This is a genomic window from Patiriisocius marinistellae, from assembly GCF_009014635.1.
GTDB lineage: Bacteria > Bacteroidota > Bacteroidia > Flavobacteriales > Flavobacteriaceae > Patiriisocius > Patiriisocius marinistellae.
Genome location: NZ_BKCF01000005.1, coordinates 211,796 through 233,416, shown reverse-complemented (window position 1 = coordinate 233,416; position 21,621 = coordinate 211,796). Strand labels below are relative to the sequence as shown.

Genomic DNA, 21,621 nt, shown 5'->3' with positions numbered 1-21,621 from the left:
AAAAATACCTAATAAAAAACCGCTTTTAATTAAATAAAAGCGGCCCTTAATTTAAAAATTTAATCAATCTAGTTTTTGATTATTCTTTTTGTAGTTACTACATTATCGCTCTCAATGGTCACAAAATAAACATTTGATGTAAGAGACTCTAAATTAATTTGTTGTGCCTTTACTTCATTTACTGGAATTTTATTGATTGTTCTTCCTGTTAAATCTGTTATCGTAATGCTGTTCATTGCATTTGATGAGACTATAGTCAACTTATCTTGTACAGGGTTTGGATACAGAGAGACTGTATTTTCTTCCACATTGTCAACACCTAATACTGATGAATTTTCAAATAATATTGTAAATCGTCCTGGGTAATTACCTTTCACACTTTCAAAACTATAAACATCATTTGTTAAATTTGTAACACTGTTTGTAATATTATCAATTAAATAGACAGTTGCATTTTCTATCAAATCTCCTTCTATAGTACTCAAACTAATTTTATAGGTACTTGTTTCATCAATCAATGAAGAAAACCCTGCTGTAACACTCATGTCTTGTGTTAACGCTTCTCTACTCTGGATGATATATCCTTGCGCATCATTTGCTATTTGTGAATAAAAAGAAATTGTTGTTGCTAATCTTTGAGAATCAAAATCTGCATCGTACCCAGCAGTTGCTTGGTCTGTAAATACTACTGCCATTGTACTGGTATCACTATAGCTATTATTCTCCATTTGCAACCATGCTTTATCAGCAACTATTGATGTTCTAAGTGTATTATTGTTACTTGTAACACGCATGCTATTAGTAAATTTTACGTCTGTTGCATTAGCTGCTTTGATACCAAAACCTTGGGCAGTTGACATAAATTGCGTAGGGCTTGCACCCCCAGTAGATGAAACGACACCTGCACCAGCGTTTCGTACTGAGATATCAGCCATATTAAAATTAGCTGAGTTTGCTCCTGGATATACATTTGAAGGAGTTGTATTATGTTCCCAGAAATATACTTCGTTAATCGCAGTATTATCTGCAATTAATTTATCTGTATCAATAGCACTTGCATATGGATTTGATAATATATTAGGACTATCATTTTTATCTGTTCCAAAGGTTATGTCGTAAGAAACATCACCTGAGTTAAGTGTGCCCTTATTAAACTCAAGATTATATGTTCCTCCAGTAGAAATATTTGGAGCTGCCCAATACATAAATCCTTCACTTGGATTTAATATACCAGTTTTTGCAGACCAATCATTATTATCTATATCCACAAAATTAGTAGCATCTGTAAGTGCAGGGTCACTAAACATGTCAAACGCATTAGTATCATGTTTAAGTAATCTAAATCCTTCTAAATCTTCGCGGTTTACAGTGCTCATAGGGCTACCAAGGAGCATAAAATCTCTTGGGTTTAGTGCTGGCGTTGTAACTTTTACATTTATAGTACCGTTGTTTGTAACTTTTGCATCATCTGCTATTTGTACAAAACTACCTTGGTGTTCTATATTTAGTGTCGTACCCGCATCTACTATAGCTGCATGTTCTACTGAAATGTAATCCTCAGCACCAACAGTAACGACAGCATTAGTTCCAGAAATTGTTAATGAACAAGCATCAATAGAACCGCCATTAATTGTTGTGCTGTAATTACCATTGATTACAACCGTATCAGTATTTCCTGGCGCACCTGTAGGAGACCAATTTGTACCATCCCATGTTTTAGTTACACCAGTACAACGATTTGCAATTTCAATTCCCCACATACCTCTACCAAAAGTACCTATGTATAATTTTTGGTCTGTATAATTTATCTCTAGATCATCAACTCTAACATTAGGTAATCCAGATCCCAGTTTTTCCCAACTAGTTGTATTATTCCTAAAATAAGGTCCTAATTCTGTTCCTAAATAAAGAGTTTCATCCATTGAAGTCCTATTTAAAACAACTTTTTTCATAATAATATTAGGAAGTCCAGCACTTAAGTTTGTCCATGAAGCTCCGCTATCTATTGATTTGTAAACCTTATTTCCAGCATTATAGCCACTCACCGTTGCATAAACTATTGTAGAGTTTGGTAAAGCAGAAAAGCTATTGAAAATTTGACCGGCTGGAGGTGTAACAGTAACCCAACTTGCTCCGTCATCATCAGTACGTTTTGCAACACCATTTTCACTTATTGTATAAATTCTTATAGATCCACCATTTGCAGTAACATCAATAAATTTTGTCCCAGTAAGCCCCGAACCTAAAGCGGTAAAATCTTCAGGATCTCCTAATCCACCTTTATTTGTAGATTTTTTAATATCTCCATGACAAGCGTAAATAATATTTGCATCTGTAGGATGAACTGACATAGGAGAAACGAAAGCTGCGTCAGTATTTGATCCTAATATATATGTGGCTTGATCGTAACCATCTGCATAACCAGCATCTGCTCGATATAATTGTCCATTTGTACCACCCAAATATCTAATATTAGAATTACTAATATCAATAGCAGTTGAAGTACCATCACCAGCTACAGCAGAAAGCCAATTTCTAGAACCACCTTGCAGTATTTTAGAAAAACCATCATTGTCTTGATTTGCCATCATAAAGTTATCTCCATTCATTTCTTGAGTAACCGCAATATTATAAGGCTGTGTTATTACCAAGGTGTTTGAAAGGTCATCCCATGGTGTTGCTGAAGTAGCGTTAAAAGGTCCTTTGTGGACACCTCCATCATGCCCATTTAAAACAACTTCAGTATTCCCTACAAATGATACATGGTGATGATCTGCGTGAATATAAAAACCTACGCCTGGAGGAGTATCATAGGCATTCATTAACGTAGTAAATGTTGCCCCTCCATTTGTAGAACGGAATCCATTAACACCGGCTACAATTATATTATTTTTGTTTATAGGTGAAACAGCTATATTTTGATTGTATCCTTGTTGCGAATTAAATCCTGTTAAAGAGGTTGTGCTTATCAAATCTGCAGCTGAGTTTGTTAACGCATACCTATATTTTCTAAATGTTGCCTGTTCTGTAATAGCACCATTATTTCTTTGATCTTCGAGAATACCGTAGAAAAAATCTGGATCGTTAGCAGAACTAGTTATTTTTAACTTTTGTTGACCACCACTTAAACCTTCAATAGTAGCGTGAAGAGCAAAATTTGAGCCACCATCAGTAGAAAAATACAAACCACCAAAGCTATCAGAAACAACAGCTTTCATCGAATCATTAGGATCAAAAATAATATTTTGAAATCCTTCTGTATATGGGTCATAAGGATATGTTACAGGAACATTGTTCCAAGAAGCGCCACTATCTGTTGTAACTCTAATCTCATCATTTGTTAGGGCAAATATTTTAGTAGAGCTATTTGGAGCAAAGGTTAAGTCTCTAATGTATTCATTTTCATCTAAACTAAATGTTAATCCTGTTGGATTCCAAGTTTCACCTGCATCTGTAGATTTAAATATACCTATTGATGAGATATGTTCTCCATCTTCGTCCCCAGTTGCCATATAAATAATGTTAGTATTTAACGGGTCTACAAGAATATCTGTAACACCCAGCCCTGCTAGAAAATCAGATTTAGGAATCCAATTTGTACCATTATCCGTCGTTTTCCAAACACCTCCCGCAGCGGTCCCTGCATACATTATATCTGTATTATTTGGGTCTTCAGTAATTACATTAACCCTTCCTTTTCCAGGATATCCAGCATAACCATTTGCTAAAGGCCTATCTACAGGCCCCACTTGTACCCAAGGATTTGTAGTAGAAAGATTATTTACATTCTGCGTTTCCATCAAAGTATTAATATATGCTTCTTTAGATAATCGTTGATTTGAAGTTCTTGGAAAGGATCCATCTGCATTTACTTTGTCTTGCCAAATATATGCCCAACGCTCAAATTGTTTCATCTCTTTGTTATTGGCTTTAACGCTCATATCCATTAAAGCAAACTCCGCTCTCTTTTGTGCAACTATTTCATAGAAATTTGCATTAGGGTCAGTTACCTTTTCTTTATAATCAATATTCGTTAAAGATTGGGCGAAACTAATAGTTGTTAAAAACAGTAAAGAAACAACTATTAAAGATTTAAAATTAGAGTAAATAAATTTCATAAATAATGTGTTTAAATTTTATTTACCAAAAGTATTTTTTTTACAATATTCGATTAATTGAATGATGTTAAATTTCGTTTTAAAGTACTACGCAAATACTACACAACATCTAATTTTGCTATTTTTACCTTTAAACAACCATTAGATTAAAACAAAATGTTCATGAGGTATATTCTTACCAAAATATTACTATTTCAAATAATTTTCTCTTTTGCACAAAACGAAAAGAACTATTCACAATTAATTGATTCTGCAGATTTTTATGTATCCACAAATGCTACTAAAGCATTACAGTTTCTTGATAGTATTCCTACTCCATTGAAAAATAATATAGATGGAAAAGTGGGAGAATATTATTTATTACAAGGGTATGCATACGACCGTATTAATCAAGATGCAAAAGTGTATCAAAGTTATTTATTATCTATAAGAAATGCCAAAGAAGAAAATGACTTTGAAACTGCTGGCAACGCAAGTTTAGAAATGTTTAGGTACACTTATTTCGTTAAAAAAGACAGTACCGCACAAAAATATTTAGACGATGCAGAAAAATTTTTCTTATTGTCAAACAATACACTGGGTCTTATTGATGTAAAACAAATGCCAGCTTATATGGCTTTTACTAAAAAAGAATATGATAAAAGCAATAAACTAATTTTACAAAATATAGATACATACAAAAAAATAACTGATGATAGCTATTATTACTTATTTGCAAATTTTATGTTAGCATCAAATTATATTCACATGGGAGACCTCCCCAATGCTAACAAATATTTAAATGAGCTCCAAAGTTTAAAATTAGACACAACCATCGCTCCATATAATTACAAAAGTTTTAAAGCTACATTAGATATTTGCATGTCCAAACTACACTTAGATAAAAATCAAATTGATTCAACCTTATATTATTTATCATCTGCAAGGAAATTAAAAGAATATATGCCAATCATATCTCAAGGAGAATATTTCTCATTCTCTGCCGAAGCTTATAACAAATCAGGACAGGAAAATTTAAGCCGTACTTATCTAGATTCTTTAAAAATGTTTCAAGAAGATATATTACGCGATAATATAGATGCTAGTTTTGAATTGAATAAAATTTTAATGGATACTGAAACGGTACTACAACAAGAAACCGATAAAGTAACAAAATCAAAAAATTTCAATATAGTATTAGTCATTATTGTAGTTGGCATTATAACACTACTTATTGTACTTTACAGAAATTACAAATCTAGATCAAAAGATTATACGTCCCAAGAGCAAGACTTTTCTCAATTAAAATCCAAGCATAAAAAATTAACTGTTAGAACCCAAGAACTAGAAAACTATATTTCTGAAATTAAATATAAAATCAAACAGGTATCCTCACTTAAAGATGAATCTTCTCAAAAAAATAAACTCAGAGATTTATATAGAAATATCAATGCTGAATCATCTAACCTTAGAAGTAACGAAGAAAATCATATTGATTTATTGAGAGAATTAAATGATGATTTTTTCAATAAAATAAATAAGGCTTACCCTATGTTAAGTGACTCAGAACTAATTATAAGTTATTATCTAAAACTAGGTTTTAAAAATAAAGATATTGCTTTCTTTCTTGACAAATCGATTAGAGCAGTTGAAAGTCAAAGATTTAGAATTAGCAAAAAAATGAATTTAGAGAATAGCAAATTACTTGTTGAGCACATTAACAAAACATATTAAACTTTCTTTTTTAATTGGTAACAAAGGTATCGATGTGATTAATAATGAATATAATTTACAATCATTTAGTGAGTAGGTTACCTTTCCAAACTGTTTCTTTCTGAAATGTAAAAGTTTTATTTGAACTATTTTCAAAATTAAACAAAAGTGTATCATTACTAGATTTTATTGACTCGTCGAATGCGGCTATTGCTGTTATGTAATAAATCCCTGACTGTAACATTTCAGAATTTGACATAACCAATCCGTCTGGCAATCTTGAAATAGAAAAATTAATAGGCTTAGAAGCATTCTTATACATTATCGACTTCAACATGACGTCTTCTTTTATTGTCATTGTCAAACTATACTGAAAGGTGAGGGACTGACCTGGCCGAGATGCAGTAACTATTTTTTTTTCAATATCATTAATAGAAATTGATTGGCAACTTGTAATAGCTGCAAGCAGTAATATAGTTGCTATTTTCAAAGACATACTTTTAAGTTTCTTATGTTATAACTTGATCGTAATATAAAATTTATAGAGTAATAATAACATTATAAAACTAAAAAAACCGCTTTCAATTAAATGAAAGCGGTTTAATGTTTTTATATTTCCGAAGAGATTATCCTCCAAAATCATCAAAGCGAATATGCTCATCTGGAATCCCAAAGTCTTCTCCCATTTTTTGAACTGCTTGATTCATCAAGGGTGGTCCACAGAAATATAATTCTATGTCTTCTGGATTTTCATGTAAATTTAAATAGTTGTCAATTACAACTTGATGAATAAATCCTACAAAGCCATCTCCTTCTCCTTCAATTCCATCTTTTACTTTCCAGTTATCTTCTTCCATTGGCTCAGAAAGTGCCAAATAAAATTTGAAATTTGGGAAATCATTTTCTAGTTGTTGGAAATGGTCTAAGTAAAATAACTCGCGCTTTGAACGTCCACCATACCAGTACGTTACTTTTCTACCTGTCTTCAATGTACGGAATAAGTGATACAGGTGTGAACGCATAGGCGCCATTCCTGCTCCACCACCTACATAAAGCATTTCGCTTTCAGACGGGTTAATAAAGAACTCTCCGTAAGGTCCAGAAATTACACATTTATCTCCTTTTTTAAGGTTGAATATGTATGAGGAAGCAATACCTGGATTAACATCCATCCATTGATTTTTTGCTCTATCCCATGGTGGTGTGGCTATACGTACATTCAACATAATCTCACGACCTTCGGCTGGGTAAGAAGCCATAGAATAGGCTCTTTCCACAACTTCATTGTTTTTCATCACTAATGGCCATAAACCAAATTTATCCCACTCTGCTTGAAACTTATCTGGTGTCTCATGTTCTTCTGGATGTGCAGTAATATCCATATCCTTAAAATTCACTTCACATTCAGGAATTTCAATTTGTATATAACCACCAGCTTTGTAATTCATATCCTGCGGGATTTCAACTACAAATTCTTTAATAAATGAAGCCACATTGTAATTACGTACTACGACAGCATCCCATTTTTTTATCCCAAATACCTCTTCAGGGATTGTGATGTTCATGTTCTGCTTCACTTTTACTTGACAAGATAAGCGTGCTCCTTCTTTTAACTCTTTACGGCTAAAGTGCGGCGTCTCTGTTGGCAAAGCTTCTCCTCCACCTTCTAAGACATGACATTCACACTGTATACAAGTACCACCTCCACCACAAGCAGATGGTAAAAATATTTTATTTGCACCTAATGTAGTAAGCAATGTATCACCACTCGCTACTTCTATTTCTTTCTCACCGTTAATCGTAATTGTAACAGGTCCTGATGGTGATAATTTTTGTTTTGTAAATAACAATAATGCTACTAACAATAATGTCAACACTAAAAATGCCACTACTGTTGCTGCTATTACGCCTATTGTACTTGCTGCTAAAAACATAGTCTGTATTATTTATTAGTTTTCTGAAATTAAAACTTGTGCAGTCTCATTTTCCTTTTCAATTATTTGTTCAGTTTGTCCAACATTTTCACCATTTCCATCTAATGAAGGAGTGGCATCATCACCACCGGTTAACATTCCTCCAAAGCTCATAAAACCAATCGCCATTAAACCAGTAATAATAAAAGTAATTCCAAGACCTCTTAAAGGAGCTGGCACATTACTATATCTAATTTTCTCTCTAATTGCTGCAATTGCAACAATTGCTAGAAACCATCCTATTCCAGAACTAAAACCGTAATTAAGCGCTAGTCCAGCAGTTTCGATTTCTCTTGACTGCATGAACAATGATCCTCCTAAAATAGCACAATTTACTGCAATTAGCGGCAAGAAAATACCCAATGAGTTGTATAAAGAAGGTGAGAATTTCTCAACGATAATTTCAACTAATTGAACCATAGTTGCAATCGTCGCGATGAATAAAATAAATGATAAGAAGCTCAAGTCATAATCTGCGTAAGCACTTAACTCTGGGGTTGCTCTATTACCATCTAACCATGCTAATGCACCAGGTTGCAAAATATATTGATCTAAAAACCAGTTTAATGGTACTGTAACTGTCAATACAAATATTACTGCGGCACCAAGACCTACAGCAGTACTCACTTTTTTTGATACAGCCAAGTAAGAGCACATACCCAAGAAGTATGCGAATACCATGTTATCGACAAAGATTGATTTGAAAAATAATTCAACGTGTTCCATATATATCTTATTAATTACACTTCAACTCCCAATAATCATTAGGATAGTGTGAAATAATTAGTTTATTTAATTTTCTTCTATTAGGTCAGTATTTCTACTACGTTGTACCCAAATGATAATTCCCACTACTATTAAAGCCATAGGAGGTAATACCATAAAACCGTTATTTTCATAACCTATTGCATACAATCCAGTTTTAGTAATTGGATCTCCTAATACCTTAAATCCAAATAAAGTTCCAGACCCGAGCAACTCCCTAAAGAAACCTACAATAATTAAGATAATTCCATACCCAAGAGCATTACCTATTCCATCTAGAAAAGACCTCCATACACCATTACCTAATGCAAAAGCTTCAAAACGCCCCATGATAATACAGTTTGTAATTATTAACCCAATAAACACAGAGAGTTCTTTACTCAACTCATAAGCAAAGGCTTTCAATACTTGGTCAACAATAATAACGAGTGTTGCGACAACTATAAGTTGAACAATAATTCTAATTTTTGACGGAATCAAATTTCTCAATAGAGATATAACTACGTTTCCTAATCCCATTACAAAAATTACCGATACTGCCATTACAATAGATGGCTTTAATTGAGCGGTAATTGCTAACGCGGAACAGATACCCAATACCTGTATAGTAATAGGGTTATCATCGGTTAATGGGTCAAGTATTAATTTTGTGTCTTTCTTAGATAATAATCCCATTTCTTATTTGTTTAGAGATTGAAAATATGGCAAGTACATTCTTACGTCCTTTTTAAGCATAGCAGAAACACCATCACCTGTTATTGTTGCACCAGCTAAGGCATCTACTTCATAATCTGTTTTATCATTGTTCAAAGGATCATTATTCCCTTTAGCAACAGTGATACCTTCAAAGGCATTTCCATTTAGAAAACTTTCTCCTGTAAAGTCATCCATAAAATAGCGTTGCTTAATTTCTGAACCTAATCCAGGTGTCTCTCCCTTGTGATCAAAATAAACCCCTTGGATTGTCATTGATTTATCCATAGCAACAAATCCCCAAATAGCATCCCAAAGACCTTTACCTCTTACAGGAACAACATATAATTCCTTACCATCTTTTTCACCTATCATTAAAGGTAATCTCCTAGTATAATTAGGGTCTTTTGCTTTTGTTCCCTCCTTTTTAATATCAATTAAATAGGCTTTATCATTTTCGGTTACTTTATCTCCTTCTATTACTATTTGCTTTGTAACATATTTAGAAAATTCACTAGCAACTCTATCTGTTGGAATAAACACAACATCACCATCTCCTTCATTATCATTTACATTCATTGCATAAAGGATGTTCTGTTGTTTTTCAGCCTCTTCATTCACAGTAATAATTGGTTTTAAACCGCTTGCAAAACCTGCAAGTAATGAACCTACAACTGCTACCATTATCACGGTGAATATAATTGTATATACGTTAGAATCTTTATTAACTGCCATAATTAAACTGTTTTAACTTTAAGACGTTTTGCTCTTCTTTTGATATTTCCTTCTAACACGTAGTGGTCAATTGTAGGAGCGAAAACATTCATTAATAAAATTGCAAGGAATACTCCTTCAGGATAGGCAGGATTAAATACACGAATCATAATCGAGATAAATCCTATCAAAAATCCGTAAATCCATTTCCCTTTGTTTGTTTGAGAGGCAGTCACAGGGTCTGTAGCCATAAATACAGCACCAAACAAAATACTCCCTATAAATAAATGTTGCCAAAATACAACATCCATTAATCCAAAGAATTTAGAACTCTCATCAATCCATCCAGCACTTACAACACCGTTAAAAATAAGTCCCATTGTCAATGCACCTACTAGTGTACTAAAGATTATTCTCCAGCTCCCTATCTTTGATAAAATCAAGATAAGTGCTCCCACGATAATCAACAACTTTGAAGTTTCACCCACAGATCCTGGGATAAATCCTAAAAATTGGTCCATGGTACTCAAATCCATAAAACCATTATTTTGTGCCAAACTACCTAAAATAGTCTCTCCAGTTATAGCGTCTGGTTGTCCAACGGTATCAACTGCTCCAGTTACCCACACTTTATCTCCAGACATCCAAGTAGGATATGCGAAGAATAAGAAAGCACGAATAGTCAATGCTGGATTTAAGATATTCATCCCAGTTCCACCAAATACTTCTTTACCTATTACAACACCAAAAATAACAGCCACTGTCAACATCCACAATGGAATATCTATAGGTACAATCAAAGGAACTAACATTCCCGTAACCAAGTACCCTTCTTCAACCTCATGACCTTTAATTACTGCAAAAATAAACTCGACAGCAAGCCCTACTCCATAGGACACTATTACTAAAGGCAATACTTTCCATGCACCAACGCTAAAGTTAGCCATGTTCCAAAACTCTAGACTAAAAAAGCTTAAAGCCTTAGTAACATCACCCGTTTGCAAATTATATTGATATCCCGCATTAAAAATACCAAATAACAAACAAGGTACTAATGATAAAATTACCATGTTCATGGTACGCTTTAAATCATCTGCTGCTCTAACGTGACCTCCACTATGAGTAGTCTCGTTTGGTAAGTACAAAAATGTATGTATTGCGTTAAACGCAGGCGCCATTTTTGTTCCTTCGTATTTCAATTTAAGCTTATGTAAACTTTGTTTCATTCCCATAACTTATCCTATTTCTTTATACATTAAATCAAGTCCGTTTCTTATAATTTCTTGGTGTGGCTGTTTTGACACACAAACAAATTCAGTCAAGGCAAAATCCTCTGGAGCTACTTCATACATCCCTAGTGCTTCCATCGCATCTAGGTCTTGAACCATACATGCTTTCATTATTTGCATTGGATAAATATCTAAAGGAAAGACCTCCTCATAATTTCCAGTCAACACAAATGCTCTGTGTTCACCGTTTGTGTTTGTATTAAGGTCAAATTTTTTCTTCGGAAATAACCATGAAAATGTCAACGCTCTTGATGTTGAAATTTTATCAAAAACAGGCTTATTCCAACCAAAGAATTCATAATCATCACCCTCTGGAATTACCGTTATGGCATTATGATAAAAGCCTAAATGTTGTTTTGGCGAAATCGCTTTCCCAGTTAACACATTCCCAGAGATAATACGCACATTTTCTTCGTTTAATCCAGAATCATAAACCGCCGTAGCTACTTCACTACCTAGACGTGTTTTATAATACTTAGGATTTTTAACTGATGATCCTGCAAGCGTAACAACACGCTCTGTATTATATTTTCCTGTCAAGAACAACTCTCCAATAATTACCAAATCCTGCGCAGCAACTGTCCATACAGTCTCTCCTTTATTTACAGGATTAATTTTATTTATTTGAGTTCCCACGTTTCCTGCAGGATGCAAATTATTTGTTTTGTGATATACCACGTCATTCAAATTAGCAAGAGGAGAGTTTCCATTATTACTCAACGTAACGTGCACAGTTCCCTCAGTTAATTTTGCTAATGCAGACAACGCAGCTTGCAACGCTGTCTCTTTTCCGCTTAAAGCAAAATCAAGATCTGTTGCCAAGGGTGCTGTATCAATTCCTGAAATAAAAATAGCCTTAGGCATTACTTCTGGATTCGCAATAACATCGTAAGGACGTTGCTTAATAAAAGCCCAACATCCTGAAACTAACAAATGATTTTTAATAGCATCTGCAGTCATCGAGTCTGGATTTTTAATACCAAAATCTCTAAACGCATCTTGTTGATCAGCTTCAATCAATATTTTTGTGATCACACGTTTTGCGCCACGCTCAATTTGCGTTAACGTTCCACTCACAGGTGATGAAAACTTGATGTCCTCGTTGTCTTTACTATAAAAAATCGTATCACCAGCCTGTATTTTAGCACCTTCTTTTACAACCATCTTAGGTGTAATTAAGTGTAAATCTTTAGGAATGATAGCAAATGTGCGAGAACGCGGTGCGTTTGAAAGTGTTTTATCCGCTTCGCCTTTTAAGCGAATGGTAAGACCTTTTTTAATCTTAATGTCTTTGGACATAGGATAGTTGTGTTAAAATTGTCTTTCAAAACCCAAATTTAGGCTTCGTTTAATAAGACGTAATTAAGGATTGCAAAAATAAACATTAAAGAACCATCTTACAATAATTTAAATAGGAATTTTCTTCGGAAATATATTGGAAGCAAAAGTGTACAATTTTAGGGCACAAAATTTGTTTATATTAGCAACATTAAATAACATTTTAAATAATTTCTGAAATTTTAAAACAGTTATTATTATTTAAACGCCACATATTTCCGAAGTTAAAATACCCTATATGCGCACAACCATCTTTTTTATATTTCTTGTACTCATCTCGTTTCAAAACGCATTTGCTCAACTTGACGAAATAGTAGAACCTTACCACATAAGAACAATTCAATTTAAAGGCACTTCTGCCCAGAGCCAACTCCCCATCATTGAATTAGGACAAAAACTACAACTTTCCTTTGACGATATAAATGGCGATGAGGCTGATTATTATTACAAAATAACACACTACAATTTTGACTGGACACCAAGTGACCTCTCAAAAGGTGAATATCTTGATGGATTTGATGATGTACGCATTGAAACATATGAAAATAGTTTTAATACACTCCAGCTTTTTTCAAATTACTCATTTACAATCCCAAACAGAGAAACACGTGCATTGCAAAAAAGCGGGAATTACCTATTGACTATTCTTGATGACGACGGTAACATTGTCTTCACAAGAAAATTTATGGTTATTGAGCGCGTATTAAGCGTTGGCGTAGAAATTAAGCGCGCGCGCGATATTCGAAAAATTGATGAGCAGCAAGTTGTTCAATTTACAGTAAACTCACAAAATTTACTACTCATAAATCCCAAACAGAACGTTAAAACAATGGTGATGCAAAATAGCAATCAAAAAACTGCCATCATTGATTTGAAACCTCAATACACCATAGGAAGTGAATTAATTTATCGTTACGATCAAGAAGCAGCTTTTGAAGGTGGAAACGAGTTTTTATTTTTTGATAATAAAGATATTCGTTCTGCAACTAACGGAGTACGACGTGTCCAACTAAATGAGTTGTATGAAAACTTCTTGTACACAGACATTGATCGAAGCACAAGGCCTTACACCTTTGCACCAGATATTAATGGTAATTTTCAAGTACGTAATCTCTACGCAGAAAATCAAAATACAGAAGCAGAATATGTGGTAATGCATTTTAACCTACAATACTTTGATGACCTTGACGGAAAGGAACTTCATATTTACGGAAATTTTAACAATTGGACCATCGACGAAACAACATACATGCGCTATAATAAAGAAAGTGATAGCTATCAAAACGCCCGTCTTTTCAAACAAGGTTTCTATAATTATAAATACGTTGTAGTTGACAGAGACGGAAGTATAACCGAAGGCCCAATTAGCGGCAATTTTTGGCAAACAGAAAATGATTACACGGTATTAGTTTATTACCGCGCGCCAGGCGCACGCTTTGATAGATTAATGGGCGAAGGCTTTGCTAGTTCGACAACAATTAATAATAATTAATTGGTCTAAAATATTCTTACTGTTACGAGACATTTGCAACTTTCAAATAAAAAAATCCTCACAATGAAAAATAATAAAATATTAAAGACGGTTATCGTTCTTTTTATTGGCATTTCTATCTTATCCTGTAAAAATGATGATGATAATAGTATTGAAAATGATACTACTTCAAATCTAATTGGAGAATGGCAGAGAAGCGACTCAGACGATCAATATGATTATAAACTTATTTTTAACACAGACAACACTGGCATAAGAACTTTATTAGAAACAAACGCAGACGGACAAGTAATTTCTAATGCCAGCACTTACACATGGTCAACGAGTGAAACCTTACTAAACTTTGAATTTGACGATGAAAGTCTAACAACTCCATTTTCCATAAACTCAAACGGACAACTTTTATTAAGTGGCTTAAGCAATTTGCTTTTTAATAAACTTCAATAATTAAAACCCGAGAAGTAGATTACAAATAATAGCTACCCTCATTTTCTCGTATATTTGCAAAAAATGAATCCCAAATGCAAAAAGATCTAGAACTCTTTCAAAGACTTGCCAATAAATTATTTGAAGCTGAAAAAAAGAATCCCATCGCAACCCCCATACCTGCAGATGAATTGTACGACACACTCAGTATTTCATTAGATGACAATCCAGTTTCTGATGAGTTTTTTGAAGACACACTAGGAAGATTAATAGAGAGCACTCCAAAAACAGCAACCAAGCTATTTTTTAACCAACTTTTTGGAGGAAGAAATCCCAAGGCTACCATTGGAGATTTACTTGCAGTATTGCTCAACAACAGCATGTACACTTATAAAGTTGCTGGACCACAAGTAGGTATTGAAAAAGAAATTCTTCACAAATCTTGTGACTTAATTGGCTATGGAAAAGATGCAGACGGAACATTTGCCCCGGGAGGCTCTATGAGCAATTTTATGGCACTATTGATGGCGAGAGACGCCTACAATGCAAACATTCCTCAAGATGGTGTTACTCAAAAATTGATCGTTTACACCTCAGCAGAGTCACACTATTCTACTCCTAAAAATGCAGCTTTTGCTGGAATTGGGAGAAAACAAGTGCATTTCATTAAGACAAATGATTATGGGGAAATGCTTGCGGCAGATTTAAAAAAACAAATTATTAAAGATATAGACGCTGGCAATCACCCTTTCTTTGTTAATGCCACTGCGGGCACAACTGTTTTAGGAGCCTTTGACCCTATTGAACCACTTTCAAAAATTTGTAAAAAATATAACATCTGGCTACACGTTGATGGCGCTTATTGTGGCAGTGTAATTTTTAGTGAAAAATATAAACACCTAGTCAAAGGTCTTGAGCATTCAGACTCATTTAGCTACAACGCTCATAAAATGTTAGGCACACCGCTATCGTGTTCAATAATTTTAACAAAGCATAAAAAACATTTACACGACTCATTTTCAAACGATGCAGCTTATTTGTACCAGACAGACGGTGATGATTATAACTTAGGGAAGACATCGTTACAATGTGGAAGACGCAATGATGCGCTTAAATTTTGGACCCTATGGAAAAGTGTAGGTACAAAAGGACTCTCAAAAATGGTTGATCACCAGTTTCATCTTGCCGATGTTGCTCGCAATTATATTAAAAGCAACTCAGATTACACACTTTACAGTTACGATAATTCAATTTCTATTTGTTTCAACTATAAAGGCATTCCTGCTCAAGAATTATGTACTCGCTTGTATGAAGACGCGGCGTTAATGGTAGGCTTCGGAAATTTTAACGGGACCACTTTTGTGCGATTGGTTACTATAAATGCAGGTAATGAAGATAGTGACATCTTAAACTTCTTTAATACTCTTGAAAGTTTTGTTGCAAAAAATAAAAACATCATACCTACCAAAGTATTAGCTGAATAAAAAATGTTTGCTACTTTTATACTATGAGCGACACACCAAAAGCTAATGACAACGAAGAACTGCCAAAACAAACAGAAGCATCAAACAATGTGCCCTCTAACGAAGCTACAAAAGAGGTAGTAAAAGAAACAAAAGCTCAACAAAAAACTTCAGAAATCAATAATATTGAAGTTTCTGAAACTAGTCGAAAACATTTTAAATATCGTAGTAACGAGTGTTTAAATTGCAGTCAGCCGCTCGATCTCAGTGATCGTTACTGCCCTTATTGCTCTCAACTTAACAGTACAAAGCAATTATCACTCGGAGATTTTTTTAAAGAGTTTTTCAGCAGCCTTGTAAGCTATGATTCACGATTGTGGTTTACACTTAAACACTTACTTTTAAGACCTGGAACAATAACTAAATGTTATGTTGAAGGACATAGATTGCGTTATGCAAATCCGTTTCGATTTTTCTTAAGTATTTCTATAATCTATTTTTTATTATCTGGATTCATAAATTTTCTTCTACCAAATAATGATTTCGATTTTGCAGAAAATGATGACGATATAGTAAAAATTAATCCTATAGAAAACAACTATGAAGATGATAGTGAAATAGAGAACACAACTGAAGCTGAAGAAATTTATATTTCAAACCCCAATTGGGAAGAAGAAGTAGCTGGCGCTTTTAATGATTCAACCACATTGAAAACAGAAACTAGAAGCAACAAACCACCTAAAATTTCAGAAGTAAAAGAGAACCAAAAAGAAATTGACACCAACACAATAAAAGAAAAAACTGATTTAAAGACAAAAAAATATATTTCTGAAGAAGAATTACAAAAATTAAACTGGGCACAACGTCATTTTGACCGCTTCACAACATATAATGATTTTTGGGAGGAAACAGAAATTAAAAATGCTGGCAGAGCACTTGACAGCCTTAACCACCCACCTAGCCGTTTTAATCTATGGCTTTACGAAAAAAACAACTCAATTGATAGAATTAAAGAAGACCCAAAAAAATTTATAAATTACTTAAGTGCAAAAGTCCCACTATTCTTGTTTTTCTTTGCTCCCTTATTTGCTCTATTTTTTTGGTTAATTTACTCAAAGAAAACATATAGCTATATGGAACATTTAGTATTTATATTCCATATTTTTAGCTTTATTTTCTTATCAATGATTATCGCAATCATCCCAGATTTGATAATAGGCTCAGGAGTTTTTATGGCCATTTTATTTTTATTTATTGGCCCTTTTTATTTTTATAAAGCACTTCGCAACTTTTACAAGCAGTCTCGTTTGATAACAATTATAAAATTTGTATTTTTAAATCACGTGTTTTTATTTGCCGCGTCTTTATCAGCGGTATTTTTCTTTGCAATAACAGCAGCAACTTATTAATATGGTTCAATTAGTTACAAAAGATATTCGTGTTTCTATAAGAACACGATTTCAAGGAGCTTTTATCAACAACGGTTTAAAGCAATACGCCTTTGCTTATACAATACGTATCAAAAATGAAGGAAAGCATATTGTACAGTTAAAAGCGCGCCATTGGCAAATAAAAGACGCTTTAAACGATATTGATTTAGTCTATGGTGAAGGTGTTGTGGGAAAGAAACCTGTAATAAAACCCAACGAATCCTACACGTATAGCAGCGGCTGTTTATTAAGTGCCCCTTTTGGGTCTATGAGCGGTTATTATGAAATGGTAAATATTGAAACTGCAACTAAATTTAAAGCTACCATCCCTAACTTTAAGCTGAATGCTGCTTTTGCGATGAATTAAATGAAGCAAAAGACTGCTTATTCTTTAACTTTATTTTCTTTCCGTTTTGGACTACATGACAATATGCACAATGTGAATCATATGTAAACTTAAATGGTTTTGAGCTATCAAAACTCGATGATACATAAACACCATCATAATCCACCTCAAGCTGCTGACTGTATCTTCTAATCCTAAAATGATTTTTTGGCATTTTTTCTTTAACCACCTCGAACCAAGCTACACTCCCGGTTCCTTCTAATTTTGAGAATCCTTTTTCCTCAAACTCTTTTAAATCTTTTTCTGAAACGTGACTCACATTTTCAGGCACTCTTTTATCAAAGTAATTTGTTAAATTTTCCTTTAAGGCACTACTTTTAAAAGGAGAAACAACTCCATTAAAAACTTGAAATACTGAATTTTCAATTGCTGCTTTTTCAACATTACCCACTGTACTTGGCGTAAATTTTTTATTAAAATTTAAACTTTTTATAAGTTTTAAATCATCTGTAGAAGCTAAAATAGTATCAGTCACAAAACGAGAACAATTACTTCCTGTTTTATCAAAAGCAGCGTAAACCATACTCCCTCTTCCTTGTAATTGATTTATATATTCTTGGGCTTTTTTAAAATTTACTGCATCACAAACAGATGCTAACAGCCTACCAGAACCGTGTGTTTTTTGAGGATTTGCATCGAGCCAAATTAAAAACTCTTCAATATTTTTCAATTGATTATTTATATCAATTTTTGCTTTAAAAGGGATCTTCAATTCGGCGTCTGTGTTTGCTCCTCGCACTCTTCCATTACCTGGAGGCGTTACGTAACGACCAAAATCAAAATAACACGCTTCTCCGGTTTCATTTTCAATCAAGACAAGTGCTGCGTGACCAGCTTTTATATATTCCCGAGTACCTAGCCCAACTAACGGAAGAATTTTACATATAAACTCTGTACTCATTTTTACAAAAGTATCAGGAAACGCAAGAACAATTATTTTTCCAGTATAATTCAAAAAGTAGTTTTTGTTATTTTTTGAGATTGTAAATCCTCATAGTACATATTGATCGTATCCTCACTCTTACTAATTTGAGTAATACTTTTGGTTTTTACAAAACCGCGATCCATTACTATATCATTTACGACATCTCCTATGCCTGCGGTTTTATGAAAATTCAAAATTTGAGTATTTGTGGGACGTACTTCTTTAAACAAAAAATTTGAAAACCATAATTCACGTTGTTTTTTAACGGTAGGCGTGTATAACAACGATGAAGACCAAATATGTGGTGCTAATGGCTTTTCACTAAAATGTGATTCTTTCCCATCCCATACCAACTCATACAAATGCAATTCTTTTGCCCAATCTACAGCAATGATTGTAAATGGCTCTATGCCTTTAAAATTGTAGGAATCAATTTCGGTTTTTAAAATTTCCGAAGTCAATAAATCTGTCACGATAATTCCGCGACTCATCCTATAAGATTCTGCTCTCTCATGGGTAGTGAAACCCCCATTTAAAAGACAAATAAGCCTTTTCTTTTCTGAAACACCTATCCATGTACCTCCACCAAGCTCATCTTTAGGGAATAGTAATTTAGTTCCATTCTCATCATACTCCTGTGGTGCAATTGTAGCTCTTCCTGGGGCTTCATCTCTATTTGAAGTTAGGACAAAGTTGTCAAAAGAGGTAGGAATAAACGTTAATGTGCACATAAAATGATTTGGCTTTTTAGTTTAAAAATTTTCTAGAAAGACTCCACAAATGTAGTCAATTAGGACATTGAAAAAAATATAGTAGCTTCAAACACTACTCATATACAAAGGCTACTTGAAGCATTTAAGTTTTTGTACCTTTGCAGACTGAAAATGAAGCCTAAGAAACGTTATACTTTATTCATTTTTTAAATTACAAAAAACAAACTACTAATCGATACTGATAAAGTGGATTTTCAATCAGCATCAGAAATAAAAATAATACTATGGGAAAAGGTTTTTTTAAAGTGCCAGTTGCAGTAAACGAACCAGTTAAGGACTACGCACCAGGCTCTCTAGAACGTGCAGAAGTTGCTAAAACGTACAAAAAAATGTACGATAAAACAATAGACGTACCTCTATTCATTAACGGTAAAGATGTAAAAACCGGAGACACTGCGACAATGAGCTGTCCGCACGATCATAAACATATTTTAGGCACATACCACAATGCTGAGAAAAAACATGTTGAAAAAGCAATTAGCACGGCACTAGAAGCACGTACTAAATGGGCAGAAATGCCTTGGGAACAAAGAGCAGGGATTTTTTTAAGAGCTGCTGAGCTAATCGCAGGGCCTTACAGAGCAAAAATTAATGCAGCAACAATGCTTGCACAATCAAAAACTATATATCAAGCAGAAATTGATGCTGCTTGTGAACTGATTGATTTTTTAAGATTCAATGTACAGTTCATGACCGAAATTTACCATGAACAACCAGCATCAACATCTGGCGCTTGGAATAGACTAGAATATCGTCCATTAGAAGGATTTGTATATGCTATTACTCCTTTTAATTTTACTGCTATTGCAGCAAATTTACCTGCTAGTGCAGCGTTGATGGGTAATGTTGTAGTATGGAAACCAAGTGATAGTCAAGTATTTTCGGCAAAAGTTATTTTAGATATTTTTAAAGAAGCTGGAGTTCCAGATGGCGTTATCAATATGGTAATGGGAGATCCAGTAATGATTACAGATACGATTCTTGCAAGTCCAGATTTTAGTGGAATTCACTTCACAGGCTCAACAAATGTTTTTAAAGATATTTGGCAAAAAATAGGCACAAATATTCACAACTACAAAACATACCCACGCATCGTTGGCGAGACAGGTGGAAAAGATTTTATAGTTGCGCACAAAACTGCAAATCCGCAACAAGTTGCAACTGCGATTGCTCGTGGAGCTTTTGAATTCCAAGGACAAAAATGTAGTGCGGCGAGCCGTTGTTATATTTCAGAAAGCATTTGGGAAAAAGTGGAAAAATACCTAATTGCAGATGTAAATTCTTTTAAAATGGGATCTCCTGAAGATATGGGTAATTTTATTACCGCTGTAATCCACGAAGGAAGTTTTGACAAATTAGCTAGTTACATTGACCAAGCTAAAAAGGACAAAAAAGCTAATATTATTGTAGGAGGAAATTATGACAAGAGCGAAGGTTATTTTATTGAGCCTACAGTAATTGTAACAAAAGACCCTAATTACACTACAATGTCTACAGAGCTTTTTGGCCCTGTTGTTACCATTTATGTTTTTGAAGACAAAAAATGGGAAGAAACACTTGAACTTGTTGACAACACTAGTGAATACGCACTTACTGGAGCAGTATTTAGTGAAGACCGTTATGAACTTGAAGTTGCCATCAAAGCATTAAAAAATGCAGCGGGTAACTTTTACGTAAATGATAAACCTACTGGTGCAGTTGTAGGTCAACAACCATTTGGTGGTGCTAGAGCGAGTGGAACAAATGACAAAGCAGGAAGTAAACTAAACTTATTGCGATGGATTTCTCCACGAATGATAAAAGAAACTTTTGTAACTCCAACAGATTATAAATATCCATTTTTAGGATAGTTTTTAAAATTCTTCGGAAATTTTAAAGATTGAAAATAATTTATTTAAAGCCACATTAATTTTTAATTGATGTGGCTTTTTTTATTCGGTTAATTTTGATAAAATTTTATAAGGATTACGCCTTATAGGTTTTGATTTATAAGGTTGTAAAAAGTCTTTATTATTAAAAAAAATACTTATAAACAGTGCTTGAAAACTTCTAGCCTTAATATTTCCGAAGCATAAAAAAGGCCACCTATATTAGGCAGCCTTTTAAACATTAGTTGTGTATTAA

General features: G+C 33.7%; 17 protein-coding genes. 7 read left to right on the top strand and 10 right to left on the bottom strand.

Annotation, left to right across the window (positions count from 1 at the left end; genetic code table 11):
• Positions 1–68 precede the first annotated feature (68 nt).
• Positions 69–4,118: a T9SS type A sorting domain-containing protein gene (locus GB234_RS12925; RefSeq protein WP_151894996.1), complete on the bottom strand. Its 4,050-nt coding sequence runs from the start codon at positions 4,116–4,118 to the stop codon at positions 69–71.
• 162 nt (positions 4,119–4,280) lie between these two features.
• Here GB234_RS12925 and GB234_RS12920 point away from each other — a divergent pair, with 162 nt between their 5' ends.
• Positions 4,281–5,831, top strand: a complete 1,551-nt coding sequence (locus GB234_RS12920; protein ID WP_151894995.1) for a helix-turn-helix transcriptional regulator — start codon at positions 4,281–4,283, stop codon at positions 5,829–5,831.
• A gap of 61 nt (positions 5,832–5,892) precedes the next feature.
• Here GB234_RS12920 and GB234_RS12915 read toward each other — a convergent pair whose 3' ends face one another.
• The 7 genes from GB234_RS12915 to GB234_RS12885 form a co-directional block, all read right to left on the bottom strand.
• A complete protein-coding gene (locus tag GB234_RS12915; protein WP_151894994.1) occupies positions 5,893–6,306 on the bottom strand; it encodes a hypothetical protein in 414 nt (137 codons plus the stop codon).
• A gap of 130 nt (positions 6,307–6,436) precedes the next feature.
• Complete coding sequence (gene nqrF / locus GB234_RS12910) at positions 6,437–7,744, bottom strand: NADH:ubiquinone reductase (Na(+)-transporting) subunit F (RefSeq protein WP_151894993.1); 1,308 nt, start codon at positions 7,742–7,744, stop codon at positions 6,437–6,439.
• A 15-nt stretch (positions 7,745–7,759) separates the two neighbouring features.
• The gene (gene nqrE, locus GB234_RS12905; RefSeq protein WP_151894992.1) at positions 7,760–8,509 is read right to left on the bottom strand and encodes an NADH:ubiquinone reductase (Na(+)-transporting) subunit E; all 750 of its coding nucleotides are present in this window, start codon (positions 8,507–8,509) and stop codon (positions 7,760–7,762) included.
• A gap of 66 nt (positions 8,510–8,575) precedes the next feature.
• The gene (locus tag GB234_RS12900) at positions 8,576–9,223 is read right to left on the bottom strand and encodes an NADH:ubiquinone reductase (Na(+)-transporting) subunit D (RefSeq protein ID WP_151894991.1); all 648 of its coding nucleotides are present in this window, start codon (positions 9,221–9,223) and stop codon (positions 8,576–8,578) included.
• A gap of 3 nt (positions 9,224–9,226) precedes the next feature.
• On the bottom strand, positions 9,227–9,976 hold the full coding sequence (locus GB234_RS12895; protein WP_151894990.1) for a Na(+)-translocating NADH-quinone reductase subunit C: 750 nt from the start codon (positions 9,974–9,976) through the stop codon (positions 9,227–9,229).
• Between the two features lie 2 nt (positions 9,977–9,978).
• Entirely contained in the window at positions 9,979–11,187 is a 1,209-nt protein-coding gene (locus tag GB234_RS12890; protein WP_151894989.1) for an NADH:ubiquinone reductase (Na(+)-transporting) subunit B, read from the bottom strand.
• Positions 11,188–11,190: 3 nt separating this feature from the next.
• Positions 11,191–12,543 carry a Na(+)-translocating NADH-quinone reductase subunit A gene (locus tag GB234_RS12885; RefSeq protein WP_151894988.1) on the bottom strand — a complete coding sequence of 451 codons (1,353 nt, stop codon included), beginning with the start codon at positions 12,541–12,543 and terminating at the stop codon, positions 11,191–11,193.
• Positions 12,544–12,820: 277 nt separating this feature from the next.
• Between GB234_RS12885 and GB234_RS12880 the strand changes: the two genes are divergently transcribed.
• The 5 genes from GB234_RS12880 (at position 12,821) to apaG (ending at position 17,760) form a co-directional block, all read left to right on the top strand.
• Positions 12,821–14,074 (top strand): type IX secretion system plug protein, encoded by a 1,254-nt coding sequence (locus tag GB234_RS12880; RefSeq protein WP_151894987.1) that lies wholly within the window; start codon positions 12,821–12,823, stop codon positions 14,072–14,074.
• A gap of 33 nt (positions 14,075–14,107) precedes the next feature.
• A complete protein-coding gene (locus GB234_RS12875) occupies positions 14,108–14,521 on the top strand; it encodes a hypothetical protein (protein WP_208997328.1) in 414 nt (137 codons plus the stop codon).
• A 74-nt stretch (positions 14,522–14,595) separates the two neighbouring features.
• Positions 14,596–15,984 carry a pyridoxal phosphate-dependent decarboxylase family protein gene (locus GB234_RS12870; protein ID WP_151894985.1) on the top strand — a complete coding sequence of 463 codons (1,389 nt, stop codon included), beginning with the start codon at positions 14,596–14,598 and terminating at the stop codon, positions 15,982–15,984.
• A gap of 23 nt (positions 15,985–16,007) precedes the next feature.
• The gene (locus GB234_RS12865) at positions 16,008–17,372 is read left to right on the top strand and encodes a DUF3667 domain-containing protein (RefSeq protein WP_151894984.1); all 1,365 of its coding nucleotides are present in this window, start codon (positions 16,008–16,010) and stop codon (positions 17,370–17,372) included.
• A gap of 1 nt (position 17,373) precedes the next feature.
• The gene (apaG, locus tag GB234_RS12860; RefSeq protein ID WP_151894983.1) at positions 17,374–17,760 is read left to right on the top strand and encodes a Co2+/Mg2+ efflux facilitator ApaG/CorD; all 387 of its coding nucleotides are present in this window, start codon (positions 17,374–17,376) and stop codon (positions 17,758–17,760) included.
• Here the strand turns inward: apaG and GB234_RS12855 are convergent.
• Entirely contained in the window at positions 17,729–18,754 is a 1,026-nt protein-coding gene (locus GB234_RS12855; RefSeq protein ID WP_208997327.1) for a DUF6695 family protein, read from the bottom strand. The two genes, apaG and GB234_RS12855, sit on opposite strands and share 32 nt — an antisense overlap.
• Complete coding sequence (locus GB234_RS12850; protein ID WP_151894982.1) at positions 18,751–19,455, bottom strand: NRDE family protein; 705 nt, start codon at positions 19,453–19,455, stop codon at positions 18,751–18,753. Before GB234_RS12850 ends, GB234_RS12855 begins: the two co-directional genes overlap by 4 nt.
• 266 nt (positions 19,456–19,721) lie before the next feature.
• Here GB234_RS12850 and pruA point away from each other — a divergent pair, with 266 nt between their 5' ends.
• Entirely contained in the window at positions 19,722–21,347 is a 1,626-nt protein-coding gene (gene pruA, locus GB234_RS12845) for an L-glutamate gamma-semialdehyde dehydrogenase (RefSeq protein WP_151894981.1), read from the top strand.
• Positions 21,348–21,621 lie beyond the last annotated feature (274 nt).

Coding starts and splice junctions, on each gene's coding strand:
- GB234_RS12890 (WP_151894989.1), bottom strand. CDS start 11,187: ATGGGAATGAAACAAAGTTTACATAAGCTTAAATTGAAATACGAAGGA.
- GB234_RS12850 (WP_151894982.1), bottom strand. CDS start 19,455: ATGTGCACATTAACGTTTATTCCTACCTCTTTTGACAACTTTGTCCTA.
- GB234_RS12925 (WP_151894996.1), bottom strand. CDS start 4,118: ATGAAATTTATTTACTCTAATTTTAAATCTTTAATAGTTGTTTCTTTA.
- GB234_RS12870 (WP_151894985.1), top strand. CDS start 14,596: ATGCAAAAAGATCTAGAACTCTTTCAAAGACTTGCCAATAAATTATTT.
- GB234_RS12880 (WP_151894987.1), top strand. CDS start 12,821: ATGCGCACAACCATCTTTTTTATATTTCTTGTACTCATCTCGTTTCAA.
- apaG (WP_151894983.1), top strand. CDS start 17,374: ATGGTTCAATTAGTTACAAAAGATATTCGTGTTTCTATAAGAACACGA.
- GB234_RS12895 (WP_151894990.1), bottom strand. CDS start 9,976: ATGGCAGTTAATAAAGATTCTAACGTATATACAATTATATTCACCGTG.
- GB234_RS12885 (WP_151894988.1), bottom strand. CDS start 12,543: ATGTCCAAAGACATTAAGATTAAAAAAGGTCTTACCATTCGCTTAAAA.
- GB234_RS12900 (WP_151894991.1), bottom strand. CDS start 9,223: ATGGGATTATTATCTAAGAAAGACACAAAATTAATACTTGACCCATTA.
- nqrF (WP_151894993.1), bottom strand. CDS start 7,744: ATGTTTTTAGCAGCAAGTACAATAGGCGTAATAGCAGCAACAGTAGTG.
- pruA (WP_151894981.1), top strand. CDS start 19,722: ATGGGAAAAGGTTTTTTTAAAGTGCCAGTTGCAGTAAACGAACCAGTT.
- GB234_RS12915 (WP_151894994.1), bottom strand. CDS start 6,306: ATGTCTTTGAAAATAGCAACTATATTACTGCTTGCAGCTATTACAAGT.
- GB234_RS12920 (WP_151894995.1), top strand. CDS start 4,281: ATGAGGTATATTCTTACCAAAATATTACTATTTCAAATAATTTTCTCT.
- nqrE (WP_151894992.1), bottom strand. CDS start 8,509: ATGGAACACGTTGAATTATTTTTCAAATCAATCTTTGTCGATAACATG.
- GB234_RS12865 (WP_151894984.1), top strand. CDS start 16,008: ATGAGCGACACACCAAAAGCTAATGACAACGAAGAACTGCCAAAACAA.